This window comes from Pirellulales bacterium (assembly GCA_033762255.1).
In the GTDB taxonomy this organism is placed as follows: domain Bacteria; phylum Planctomycetota; class Planctomycetia; order Pirellulales; family JALHPA01; genus JANRLT01.
In genome coordinates this window covers 126455-139166 of sequence record JANRLT010000029.1, presented here as the reverse complement: position 1 = coordinate 139166, position 12712 = coordinate 126455, and the positions used below count along the sequence as shown (strand labels likewise).

General features: G+C 55.3%; 10 protein-coding genes and 1 tRNA gene. 3 read left to right on the top strand and 8 right to left on the bottom strand.

Annotated features, from left to right (window positions below; translation table 11 throughout):
- Window positions 1-582: 582 nt before the first annotated feature.
- A complete protein-coding gene (locus SFX18_08925) occupies window positions 583-1092 on the top strand; it encodes a sigma-70 family RNA polymerase sigma factor (GenBank protein MDX1963262.1) in 510 nt (169 codons plus the stop codon).
- A 45-nt stretch (window positions 1093-1137) separates the two neighbouring features.
- On the opposite strand, the gene SFX18_08920 is transcribed toward SFX18_08925, so the two are convergent.
- The 4 genes from SFX18_08920 to SFX18_08905 all read right to left on the bottom strand — a co-directional run bounded on the left by SFX18_08920 (window position 1138) and on the right by SFX18_08905 (window position 5279).
- Complete coding sequence (locus SFX18_08920) at window positions 1138-1401, bottom strand: tRNA (adenosine(37)-N6)-threonylcarbamoyltransferase complex ATPase subunit type 1 TsaE (GenBank protein ID MDX1963261.1); 264 nt, start codon at window positions 1399-1401, stop codon at window positions 1138-1140.
- 1138 nt (window positions 1402-2539) lie between these two features.
- Window positions 2540-2611 (bottom strand) — tRNA-Arg (locus SFX18_08915).
- Window positions 2612-2695: 84 nt separating this feature from the next.
- Window positions 2696-3598: a PfkB family carbohydrate kinase gene (locus tag SFX18_08910; protein ID MDX1963260.1), complete on the bottom strand. Its 903-nt coding sequence runs from the start codon at window positions 3596-3598 to the stop codon at window positions 2696-2698.
- A gap of 472 nt (window positions 3599-4070) precedes the next feature.
- Window positions 4071-5279: a M24 family metallopeptidase gene (locus tag SFX18_08905; protein MDX1963259.1), complete on the bottom strand. Its 1209-nt coding sequence runs from the start codon at window positions 5277-5279 to the stop codon at window positions 4071-4073.
- Between the two features lie 450 nt (window positions 5280-5729).
- Here SFX18_08905 and SFX18_08900 point away from each other — a divergent pair, with 450 nt between their 5' ends.
- Window positions 5730-8168, top strand: coding sequence for a TolC family protein (locus SFX18_08900; GenBank protein MDX1963258.1), 2439 nt, complete (start codon window positions 5730-5732; stop codon window positions 8166-8168).
- A 293-nt stretch (window positions 8169-8461) separates the two neighbouring features.
- Here SFX18_08900 and SFX18_08895 read toward each other — a convergent pair whose 3' ends face one another.
- The 3 genes from SFX18_08895 to SFX18_08885 all read right to left on the bottom strand — a co-directional run bounded on the left by SFX18_08895 (window position 8462) and on the right by SFX18_08885 (window position 10989).
- A complete protein-coding gene (locus SFX18_08895; GenBank protein MDX1963257.1) occupies window positions 8462-8893 on the bottom strand; it encodes a hypothetical protein in 432 nt (143 codons plus the stop codon).
- A gap of 76 nt (window positions 8894-8969) precedes the next feature.
- Window positions 8970-9554 (bottom strand): peptide deformylase, encoded by a 585-nt coding sequence (def, locus tag SFX18_08890; protein MDX1963256.1) that lies wholly within the window; start codon window positions 9552-9554, stop codon window positions 8970-8972.
- Between the two features lie 118 nt (window positions 9555-9672).
- Window positions 9673-10989: a PQQ-dependent sugar dehydrogenase gene (locus tag SFX18_08885; protein ID MDX1963255.1), complete on the bottom strand. Its 1317-nt coding sequence runs from the start codon at window positions 10987-10989 to the stop codon at window positions 9673-9675.
- A 470-nt stretch (window positions 10990-11459) separates the two neighbouring features.
- Between SFX18_08885 and SFX18_08880 the strand changes: the two genes are divergently transcribed.
- Window positions 11460-12347, top strand: coding sequence for a sugar phosphate isomerase/epimerase family protein (locus SFX18_08880; protein MDX1963254.1), 888 nt, complete (start codon window positions 11460-11462; stop codon window positions 12345-12347).
- Here SFX18_08880 and SFX18_08875 read toward each other — a convergent pair.
- Window positions 12339-12710, bottom strand: a complete 372-nt coding sequence (locus SFX18_08875) for a hypothetical protein (GenBank protein MDX1963253.1) — start codon at window positions 12708-12710, stop codon at window positions 12339-12341. The two genes, SFX18_08880 and SFX18_08875, sit on opposite strands and share 9 nt — an antisense overlap.
- Between the last annotated feature and the right edge of the window lie 2 nt (window positions 12711-12712).

Sequence of the window (12712 nt, the reverse complement as noted above, 5' to 3'; positions counted from 1 at the left end):
GTGCGTTGTGCCTAAAAGCGTAACGCCACCCCCAATCGGGCCGTTAAAAAATTGCCGAAGTCCCCAGAATTCTCTAGTAGCCCATGATTGCGGGCGATTTGCAGTGAATTACTTGCGGATCAACGAGTTGTAAAAAGTGCTTACAAAGAATTTGCGCACAGATTTGCTTATGCTGCGGTAAGATCTGATGTGGTAATTGAGCAGAAACCAATACGACCTAGTCCATTTTTTACCCTGCTCACAAAAGAAAAATATTTAATTCATGTAAAATTTCCAGAATGTGCGTCCCTTTTTTCAAATTTCCGTGCCTGTTGTGATAGAGGATGCGATAGCAGAACGCATGATTGGTATTCAGAACTCTCCCAAAGAAAGCTGGAACTGCCAGAGAAGAAGTTGCCTTTGCACACGGCTGGTATCTAATCGACATGAAATTCACCATTAATTGCAATTCTGGGGCGAATTATGCAATTTCCGACAATAGATCATCCCGAATTATGTCAAGTGCTTTGCACACGCCTGACGACCCATGATTCCGCCACCAGAGTGGAACTTGTCGAGGTATCTTTTACATGGCTGCAGCGCATGGCTCAGCGTCTACTGTGGCAGTTTCCGGCGCTTCAGGCGCATGCGGAGGCGGACGACATCGCCCAGCAAGCGACACTACGGCTGCTACATGCCCTGGAGGAGATTATGCCCCGGACCGTCGCGGAGTATTGTGGGCTGGTGATCCTACAAATTCGGAGAGAATTGCTAGATCAGATGCGGCATTACTTTGGCCAAGAGGGGGCTGGCCGACGTGAAGTGCGGGCGATAGCGGTTGGCGCGGAAACGGACGGTCAAAATACTATATATAACCAACTTGGCACCCGCGACGCCGAATTGCAGGATGGCTTTTGGCAGGATGTGCATGCTACGATCGACAATCTGCCCACCGCGGAAAGGCAGGCTTTTGAATTGATCTGGTATCAAGAGCTGACACAAGCAGCGGCCGCGGAGGTCATGCGGGTATCTGAACGGCAGCTGAAGCGTTATTGGCAATCAGCCCGGCAGAAAATGGCATTTGCCCTGCGCGAGCATGTGACTAGAAATTAAGCATGTTTGTAACTGTTTACCAGCTTAGGGCACGGCAACCGTGGGCTAGCGCCCGGCGGCTGATTTCGTCACAGGTTCTAGCCCAACGAGAGCATTCTCCCAACACTTTCCCCTTGGGGTAAGTTTTGCGGCTCGTGCTTGCGTGTCGATAATTTCGATCTCTACGCCCAGGTAATCCCGCGGCAGGCAGACCCGCACGCGGTTGGCCCATTCGATGATTGTCCAGTTTTCGCTGGCGAACATTTCTTCGATGCCAAGTTCCCAAAATTCCTCGGGGCTGGCGATACGATAGGCGTCTAGGTGAAAGATATTGCTGATGCCGCGCGCGGCCTGCTGGTCGGTGGGAAGTGGGTACTACTGTACCAGAGTGAACGTGGGCTGGTGACTGTGGCGGGGTTATCCACGGTACATCGAATCGAAGAGGTCACGGACTTTGGAGTTCTTCCAAACGAATGGACGTTGTATGTCCGGTAGGCCGATGCTGCCCATTTCAATATCGTCCACCAGCTTAGACAGGGAGTAGTCAACCTTCTTGAATAGCGTCTCGCTCATCTGCATTGGTCCCTGATGAAGTACACAATAGTTCACAGTGAACTTCTGGGCATCAGCCCTTCACATTTTTCTTTCTCGTAGCATTACCGCCAATCGTTCCCATCACTTTGTCGAATGTGTTGTCATCGCAATTGGCTAGCGTCCCGAACACATCCCGTCGTTCAAGGGAACGTTTCCGAACACTTTCTGGCGCCCGTTTCGCCAGAATTAGGAGTTATTCCTCATCCGTTTCCAGCGCCTCCGCTAAGCGGTAAATCAAGGCATCGCTTGGGTAATCGCCGAAAAGGAGCCGCCCCGTACTAAACCCGGCTCATGTAAGTGAAGCCGACGTCAACCTGCTCAGCCAGCGCCTTCAGGCTTAACCCATGTGCGTGCCGAAGTTCCGGAACACGTTCGCTAAATATCATTTCTACATCGCTTACGGAATGCGCTGCTGGTTGCTGATAGTCCTGGAATATCATAGGATATTTGCACTCGATAAGCGAGCATGTTCCCACCCCAGAACAATGCCGATTGCGGATCATTCGGAAAGCTGGCCTTGTGCCCTGGGAGCGATGTTTCCACAACTTGCGAGCATCACGCCAGATCGAACTTGCGGATCAATTCCCCGCGCACGTCGTCGCGAATTGGCTAGGGAATTCGCCAGCGGTGGCCGAGCGGCATTATCTCAAGACCACGGAGCACCACTTCCAAAAGGCCATAGCCGAGCTAAGCAGGTCCACGGAGAACGAAGTCGTGCATAGCACTACCCGTGGCACTATTCATGATTCCGTAGCACTTTCAGTGGCACTGCACTCGCCTGAACAGAGTTGCATGGAATTGACTTTAGTCCAATCGCATCAAGAAGATATAGACGAAGCCCCACAACCTGCGGCATACTGCACAAATGTATCCATACCCCCACGAGGAATCGAACCTCGATCAACTGCTTAGAAGGCAGCTGCTCTATCCATTGAGCTATGGGGGCCATTGAGCTATGGGGGCGGGAGATTCAAATGAAGAATTAATAAGGAAAATCATTCTTAATTTTTAATTGTTCACTGTAAATTGCCTAAAAGCTCAGCATTTGGCGGTATTCCCGCCAGCGCTGGTCCAGGTCGGCGCGGGTGATCGCCTTGAGCCGGTCCAGCGAAAAATCCTCCACGGTAAAGCTGGCCGTCACCACCCCATACGCCAAAGCCTCCTTGAGCGTGCGGGCGTCAAAACTCCGCTTTTCGGCCAGATAACCCATCATCCCGCCCGCAAAACTGTCCCCCGCTCCGGTAGGGTCGATCACTCTGGACGTGGGATAGGCGGGCATCACGTAGGTTTCTTCCTGACTAAAAAACATCGCCCCATGTTCGCCTTTTTTGACCACGACAAATTTTGGGCCCAGCTCTAGCACCTTGTGCCCCGCCTGGACCAGATTCTCCTCATCGGTCAAAAGCTTGGCCTCGCTATCATTGATCAACAGCCCGTCCAACCGCTTTAGTAACGCCTTTAACTCGTCATTCTGGATATTGATCCACAAATCCATCGTATCCGCCACGACCAGCTTGCGCCCCGACGCCTGCTCCAACACCTGCATTTGGTTCCGGGGAGAGTCATTCCCCAAAAACACATAATGCGACTGGCGAAAGTTGTCCGGCAAGATCGGCTGAAACTGCTCTAACACGTTCAAATGCACCTCCAGCGTCTCCCGGTCATTCATGTTCGGCTGGTATTTACCCCGCCAGCGAAAGGTCTTTCCTCCCGCTACGGTCTGCAACCCCGCGGTGTCGATCCCCCGGGCACGCAGCATGGCCGTATGTTCGCCAGGCCAATCCTCGCCCACGACACCCACCAACTTGACCGGCGTAAAGTGACTGGCGGCCGTGGAAAAAAAAACAGCCGACCCCCCTAAGACATTATTCCGTGTCGCGCGGGGAGTTTCGATGGAATCCAAGGCTACCGATCCGACAACGAGCAGTGGCATGGGCGGTTAGTGGTTAGTGGAGAGTGAACAAGAGGAGGTGGAGTACGGAGGTGAACTACAACTGCGGACGTTCTTTGAAAAACTGAAAAGTATTCCCGGCAAACTCTATCTAATTTAACAGGCGAAACATAGTTTTCCCAGAGAGTTGGGTGGGCTGGAAGCCTGTAGTTTGGGTTAATGTGAGAAACCCAGGAATTTTTTGATTAATTCGTTTTACAGGGGATGAATCGGGCCGTTGGGGCAGTTACGAGCCAAAGCCCGTGTCACGGACGATATAATAAAATTAACGTTCCATCAGTGAAAATCCGTGACAAAAAGAATCGTGACAAAAGAATTCTTAGCCACGGATCGACGATTTCAAATTTCAAATCTCAGATTTCATATGGCTATTCCCTGTCTTCTCGTGCTTCTCTGAACTTCCTCCGTGGCTGGTGCCGAGCATGTCTGATGTAGCTCTTGGTGCCTGGCATGCTCACGCCAAAATTGGCACAATTTGCCGCTGCAAGTCGCCGCCGGTCACATGGACTTGGCCATCCTTGTCAACATATACATTGACTTCGCTGCGAATGCCAAACTCGGGCAGGTAGATCCCCGGTTCGACCGAAAAGCAGGTTCGCCGCAGGACCCGCCGTTCGTCCCGCGTTTCCAGATTATCCATGTTCGCGCCGTTGCCATGCGTCGAGGTCCCGATATTATGACCCGTCCGATGCACAAAAGCGGCTCCATAACCCGCATCCACAATCACCTGCCGCGCGGCCTGGTCCACTTCCCATCCCGCCAATTGTTGACCGGTGTCAAAACGCGTTGTAACCAGGGCGATGGCCGCATCCCGGGCAGCGGCCACAATGGCAAACACGGCGGCGTATTTTTCCGGTACCTGCTGGCCCATATAACCCATGCGCGTCAGGTCGCTATAGACGCCGCGCGGGTGATCGACCTTCGCCCACAGATCGACCAGGACCAGATCGCCCGCGCGGATGGCGCTATCGGCCCCGCGCATGGGGGCATAGTGGGGATCGCCGGCATGGGGTCCGACGCCGACAATGGGGGGATGGTCGGTGATTAGTCCATGTTCGGCAAAGTGGTTCATGATGAGGTCCTGCACGTCGGTTTCGCGCGGTTCATGGCCGCTGGCGGCCGCCTCCCGCAAAAACCGCCAGACACGGTCATAAGCGGCGTTGGTCCCTTGGGCGGCTTGCAGATGCAGTTGCCATTGTTCCGGTGTCCAGGTGGCTTCAAACTCTTGCAACAGATTTCCGCTAGAGACTGGTTCGACCCCGCAGTCGCGCACTAGTTCCAACAACCCGCCATCGATCCGCGAAATATAGGGAATCATGTTGCGGGGGGAATATTCCAGGGCAACACGGGGCTGGCCCAGATCGCTGGGCAGATCGACCAACGTCCAGGCGACGCCCGCCTGAAAATCCTGCCAGGTCAGATAAATCCGTTCGTCGCCGGGCAAACCGGCCAACGCCGCCGGTTCAATCCGGTGAACCAGCTTTTTAGGAGTTCCCTGGCGGGGAATAACATACAACCAGCGCCGCGTGCGATGGGCGGCGGGATCCAGACCCAGCACGGTTGCGGCCAAGGGGTTTGATCCGCGAAAATCGGCCAACAGCCAGGCATCCAGGTCAAATTGGGCGAGCGCGGATTGAATGGCGGGGAGGTCAAAATGAGGCATGGGTGCTGGAGAAGGGGTGGGGGGAAGGGGTCAGAGGAGAGGGACAGGGGCTAGCGGTGAGAGAGGGTTAAATTGACTTATACCAAAAATTGCGGAATGGAAGAGCTAGCAATATTTCAACACCAAAGTCGCAAACCGCGATCTAGCTAGACTAGCAAAGATAGGAAGACTTTAACAATCAGAAAAACTCTACCGATTATTCAAGCTTTACCGTCTGTGGCGACGATAAGTGATTTGCCGCAAGTGATCCGCGCGCAGCGTGTCCCTGCTTGCCCCGGTTCAGCCGGGTGGGGATGGCAAGGGTAAGACCAACTTTTGCCAAATCCATAATTGCCCATAAACCACTGCGAAGATTCAACTTACGGCAAATCGGCTGGCTCCCTGAAAACACCATAGGGGTGTTCTCAGAGCCAGGGTCAGACCGAAAGCCATTTCAGGACGAGACCATCCATGCGACGGAACTTACGCGCGGCTGTGGCACTCTTGATGTGTACCGCAATCTCGATCACGGGCTGCGCCCCTCGCCAGCCCCATTTTCTGTTCGAAGATGGCGACATGTCGCATTGGATCGGCAAAGCCACGCAAATCGAGCATCCGGACGTCGATACCCAAAGTTTGGCCGAGGTGACCTCTGTCCCTGCCCCGCTAACGCTGAGTAGTCCTAATTTTCAGCAATTATGGGAATTGCAACTGGAAGACGCCGTCCATTATGCCCTGGAAAACGGCAAAGTCATGCGGACCATCGGTGGTCGGCGGATCAACTTTGGCCAGCGTCCGCAGACCGACGAAGCCCCCGATTCGCTGCAACGCGTCCCCGGCCAAGTCACCACCGTTTATGATCCGGCCATCACCGAGGCCGATCCCAACTTTGGCGTGGAAGGGGCGTTGGCCAACTTTGACACGCAAATCCAAAGCAGTCTGACCTACGCCAAGTCCGACCGCCCCCAAAACTTCAACAGCAGCGGGTCGTTCATCTTTAATCGGATCCGCCAGCAAGACCTGGCCACCTGGAATAACAGCCTGCAAAAACGGCTCTCCGCGGGGACCTTGGTCGGGTTGTCCACCCAAACCATTGGCGATTACAACAATAGCCCCATCCGCGAAGTTCCCGGCGACACGACGCAAACCGTCGATATCTTTGCCCGCCAGCCGTTGCTGCAAGGGGCGGGGATGTTTTACAACCGGATCGCCGGACCCTTTGATCCCTTTAGCGGGACCGGCAGCGCTCAATTTGACGGCGTGGTCCTGGCCCGCATTCGCCACGATATCAGCCTGGCGGACTTTGAGGCGGGCGTCCGCGATCTAGTTAACGAAGTGGAGAACGCCTATTGGGATTTATACTTTGCCTATCGTAACCTGGAGGCCCTCAAGGTGGGCCGGGACAGCGCCCTGGCCACCTGGCAGCGGGTTTATGCCCTGTACGCCGAACAATCCAAGGGGGGCGAAGCTGACAAAGAAGCCCAGGCCCGCGAACAATACTTCTTTTTCCGCTCGCTGGTCGAAAGCTCCCTTTCCGATCTATATCGAGCCGAAAGCCGCCTGCGATTTATCATGGGCCTGGCGGCGACGGATGGCCGGTTGATCGTTCCGGTAACCGACCCCACCACCGCCAAAGTGCTGTTTGACTGGAATGAAATCCACTGCGAAGCCCTGATGCGCAGCGTGGAACTTCGCCAACAAAAATGGCGCATTAAACAACGCGAACTGGAACTAATGGCCAGCAAGAACCTGCTCTTACCGCGGCTCGACGCTACCGCCCGTTACCGCTGGGTGGGCGTGGGGGACCGCTGGTGGGATTCGCAGGGGAATGCCTATACCGGCTTTAACAGCATCGAAAACACCAACGCTCTGGCTGGTTTGACGGATGGCAATTTTGCCGAAAGCGAAGTCGGGCTGTCGTTTAGCTGGGATATAGGAAATCGCCGCGGCCTGGCCACGGTCCGCCAGCAACAATTGCTGTTAGCCCGTGAACGGAGCGTGCTGCAGGATCAAGAATTGGAAGTTTCCCACGCCCTGGCGGAGGCGGTGCGGATCCTTGATACCAACCATGTATTGGTGCAGACGTTGTTTAATCGCCGCTTGGCCGCCGAACGTCAAGTAAAATCGGTGGAAGCCGCCTACAACGCGGGAACCGCGACCTTTGACTTGCTTTTGGACGCCCAACGCCGCCAGGCCGATGCTGAAAGCGCGTATTACCGGGCCTTGTCGGATTACAATCGCTCCATCGCCCAGGTCCATTACCGCAAGAACTCTTTGTTGGAATACAACAACGTGCTCCTGGCGGAAGGCCCCTGGCCGGGCAAGGCGTACTTTGACGCCAAACGCCACGCCCGCGAGCGGGACGCCGGGATGTACCTTAACTATGGCTTTACCCGTCCCGATGTGATCAGCCGGGGACCGGTGGAGCAGCAGACGGAGGAACTGACCACTCCGCAGCCCACGCCGGTCGAGGGAATGCCCTATGAAACCTACGAAGATGGGGGAGAGCACACCCTGCCAGAGCCAATTCCTAGTGTCAAACAAACCCAAGCGGTCGAAACCGCCATGGAATTGTTGGAAAAGTCCGATGAATACAATACCGATGAAACCGCTGGTAATGCCCCCCCCGCGCGGGCCATTCCCAGCATTAGCGCCCGAATCAATGCTCCGCGACCGGCCCACCGGCCGGGTTACCGGGACGCGGCGGTTCAGCCGACCTCGGCCCTAGAACCCGTGGACGAGGGAACATCGGCAACAACGGAATCAGCGCCGACATGGCAGCCGCGACAGTCGCGCGCGGCTGCGTCCAACCAGTCCGTCGCGCCGGGAGCCGCGCCGGCGTGGAAATCCCGGTCGGCCGCCACGCGTCCCACGCCGGGGCTTCCCGCTCGTACAGCCTATCAGCGGTAAAGAAGGGTGGAAGGCCAAAATATTTTAGGTTTTTTTGAGTTTTCCATGAGAATAACAGTTGTCTAGGTGAAATTTCAAATATAAAACTAGGGCCAGTTACGGGTGTGGCTCGCTACGACTTGGGAGAAATTTGCCTTCCCGGGTCATTGCCATGCAAGGAAGCCCGCGTGAGTCGCGCCGCAAACCAATCCGGTTAGCGTCTTTAGGATTCGACTTATGGACTCTGTGCCTGCGAAGAAACCTGGAAAATCCCCGGTTTCGCCTGTTTTACCCGGTACCCCCAATCTTAATGTTCAGCTACCGGGGGTAGCCTTGCCCATACCCACGCCAGGGGTGGCGGCCACGGCGTCACCCTTGACCACGCGGTTGATTCCGCCGGTCCCTGGCACGGCGGGCAGTTCAAAGCCAGCGGCTAATAAAAATAGCCAACCCGCCGCCAAACCCAGTTCCCCGACGACCGCCAAAAAAGGGCCAGTCAAACCGCATGCGGCGGCTAAAGTGGCCAAACCAGCCAAAAAGGGGGCCAAGAAATTGAGCAAACCCGCGGCTGTCAAAAAGCCCGCCGCCACCAAGGTCCCCTCTAAAGTCGCGGCCAAGAAAGCGGCTCCCGCGCAAGGTTCCGCGGTAAAGTCGGCAGCGTTAAAGTCAGCGGCGGCTAAAAAAGCGGCTGTTAAAAAACCCGCCGGGAAAATGGCCAAACCCGCCCCGGCCAAGAAAAAAGCCAAAAAGAAATAATCCCGGAATCGCTGACCTGTCTGGGTAGTGGATTTATTGGGATTCGTTAGCCTTCACGGGGATGATTTAGCACCGCGCGTTTTGTAGTTCCGCCAGCCGGGTGGCGATCTCCGTCGCGGGGGGAATGGCCCCTTCCTTGGTCCGTTGGGCGTACTGGATTTCAAATTCCTGTAAAAATGGCTGAACCCGCAGTTGGCCCGTGCTATTCAGCCGGTCCACAAACAAGCGGCCATCCAGGTGGTCGGTTTCGTGCTGAACCACGCGGGCCAGTAAACCATCCAGTTCCCAGTGCAGGGGTTTGCCGCGCAAGTCATAACCATCCAGCACAATCGTCGCGGGGCGGCGGACTTCGGCATATAGTCCCGGCAAACTCAGGCACCCTTCTTCGGCTTCCGCCAGCCCCTTGGGCCGCGAAAGCACTGGGTTAATGATGGCAAATTCCTCCCCTTTATGGGGATCGCCTTGCTCATTAATGACAAACAGTCGATAGGGCAGATTGACCTGATTGGCCGCCAGGCCGATCCCCTTATGCGCGTACATCAGCGAGAACATTTCCTCGACCCAGCCGCGCAGCTCGGCATCCAGTTTTTTGACCGGTTTGCTGACATGGCGCAGCGCGGGGTGGGGGTATTGGATGACTTCCAGCGGCATGGGCAACTAATAATAAAAAAGGGGAACCGCCGATCGTGGCGGTTCCCCTAGCTTACCCTGCCCGGTAAAAAATCGAAAGCGGCCCACACGGCCTAAAATACCGTGAATCGCAGTAAGGTTACGACAACTGCGCGGGGTCCGATTGACGCCTGCGCCAGTGCCACACCAGGCCCAAAGCCGCCAGCCCCGCTACCCACATCCCCGGCTCTGGGATGGCGGGACCTTGAATGCGAAACACTTCGCCGCCGTAATCCACGATGTACAGTCTTCCCTGGCTATCTTCGCCAAAGGAAGCGATCGAGTTAATCGATCCGCCGTTGGTCGAAGTGATCGTCCGCTCTTGCCTGTTGGTCGGGGTACCGCTTCCAGAGTATCGCAGGGTAAAAATCTTGCTAAAAGCAAAATCCGCAAAAAAGTAGGTGCCGTCCAGATTTTGCCCCATGTCCAGAATATCCCCCCCGCGATACACGTAGCCGCCAGTGATGGAAATACCCGTGTTGCGGTCATAAACGGCAATGGGATCGACATTGGCAGTGGGGCGATTGCCCCCCACTCCAGTCGCGGGGGTCGCAATCAAGCCCTCGCGCAGACGCCAACCGTAGTTTGCCCCCCCCAGGGCATTGGCCGCCTGAAAATTTACCTCTTCAAATGCTCCCTGGCCGACATCGGCAATCCACAAATCCCCGGTCTGCCGGTCAAAGCTATTGCGCCAGGGGTTGCGCAGGCCATAAGCCCAAACTTCGGGCCGGGTGTTGGCCACGCCCACAAATGGATTGTTGGCGGGGATAGCATAGTTCTGCGTGGCGCTGCCGGGAAAGGCGTCGTTATTGACATCGACGCGGAGCATTTTGCCCAAGAGGGTGTTGCGGTTTTGGCCGTTATTTTGTGGATCATTAGCGCTCCCGCCGTCTCCACTGGCGATATACAAAAATCCGTCCGGGCCAAAGCCCATCCAGCCGCCGTTATGGTTGTCAAAGGGCTGGTCAAATTGCATGACCGTCTGGCGGCTGGCGGTGTTGACCGTTTGGGTGGCGTGGTTATAGGTGTAGCGCTCAACACGGGTATCGCCGCTCCCCGTGCCATAGGTGTAGTTGACATAAAAGTGGCCATTGGTCTGAAAGTTGGGATGAAAGGCCAAACCCAGCAGACCTTGCTCACCGCCGGCGCTCAAAAATGTGTTATCCACCGTGGGGATATTCAAAAAATTACCCGCGTTGAGAGTATTGTTTTGCAAATTGAGGGTGCGAATGGCCCCCCCTTTTTGCACAATGTACAGCGTATTCGGCTGACCCGGCGCATGCGTGGCAAACAGAGGATTAGATAATCCGCTGGCCACGCGCGTGGCGGACAATTGCGCATAGGCCGGAGCACATAACGCCCAGACAGCCAAAAACAGCAGGGACCAACGGAGGTTTCGGCTAAATTCAAAAATCATAAAATGCGCTTCCTGGGTGATGAATGATGGGTAAAGTGTGGTGATTTGGTCAAGGTGCGCGTTGGGACTCCACCTTGGACGCATGTCGGTCCGCAAATTGGGAATCAATGCGCGGGATGGGCATCAATTGTGGCGAAGTTCAAGCTGTGGGCATCGGTGCACATCTGGTGCCAGCGAGCGGCGGGATGTATCCCCGAATCCGACAGTGAGATCGAGCCGATAAAAAAGAGATATTCCTGGGAATTATCACTCGCCCCCGCAAAGTGAAAATTCAATGTTCTAGCCGCCTGACGGCCCGCAAACCATTAGCAAGGATGAAATAGAGTTTGTGCAACCGCGGCTCGCATCCTGAAAAATGCTTAGCCGCAAGCCGGGGAACTGGATAACAGGGCTGTTATTTGGAATACTAGGAGAGTAGCAGAACAACTTGGCCAAGTCAATTTTTTCGCCAGATTACCCAGATTAGTTTTTTGTTATTGTTACCCGCCACGACCATGCTCCTGGGCTACAACACCAACGGGTTAGCGCATCATCATCCCGCGGACGCCCTGGCGCTCTTGGCGGATTTGGGTTATCAGGCGGTTGGCATCACCCTGGACCATGGCTGGCTGAATCCTTATAGCGAATACTTTGCCAGTGATCTGCGTCAGTGGCAAACCTGGGTGCAAAAATATCAGTTTCGCACTGTCATCGAGACCGGTGCCCGTTTTTTGCTCAATTCCCGGGAAAAACACGAACCCACGCTGGTCAGCACTGATGCCGCGGCACGGCAGTTACGGATCAACTTTTATGAGCGGGCCATTCACATCGCCACCGAACTAAACAGCGACTGCGTCTCCCTCTGGTCCGGCGTACTGCGGGAATCCGCAGGCGATGATGAACTCATTTCAGCGAGGTTAGTAGATGGTTTAGAAAAAGTTCTTACCACGGCGGAGCGATACGGGATGCCGATTGGCTTTGAGCCGGAACCGGGAATGTTTGTGGAGTCCATGCTCCAGTTTGAGGAGCTAAAACGGCGTTTGCCGCATCCCCTGTTAAAATTGACATTGGACATTGGCCATTTGCACTGCCTGGGAGAGGTGCCGATCGCCGATCACGTTCGGCAATGGCAAACCGAACTGGTCAATGTGCATTTGGAGGATATGCGGGCCGGCGTGCATGAGCACTTGCCCTTTGGCGAAGGTGAAATCGACTTTGGCCCGGTGTTGGCGGCCCTGCGCGAGATGAACTACAGCAACGGCGTCTATGTGGAACTAAGTCGCGACAGCCACCGCGCCCCGACCGTGGCGGCGGCGGCGATGGACTTTTTGCGGGAAAGATGTTCGCGATTTGAGGGCCTTAAGCAGACATTACGTTAAATTATCCGGGGAATTCTTTTCAACCGAGGTGTCAATCACTTTGGGAAAACCCAAAGCCAGAACCACCAAACCGGCGAATAGCCCAATTGCGCCGCCAAGGATCCCGCCGGCCAGACAGGTGAATCCAAATACGACCAGCCAGATACCCAACGCTGCAGGTAGTTCCGCAACGTTTCCTTTTGATAGGCTGATACCCAAGAGCAAAAACCCCACAGCCGCCACAATCCCTCCGGGCAAGAATGCCCCGACTCGCGCCCCTTCCTTCATGCTCTGCACGATCACTTGCCAGCGCGCGTGAGCATCAGCTGTTTTATTTTCGCCGCTCAGAATCGTTTGCGGCGCTTCATATGGGTTGTTGGTCATGG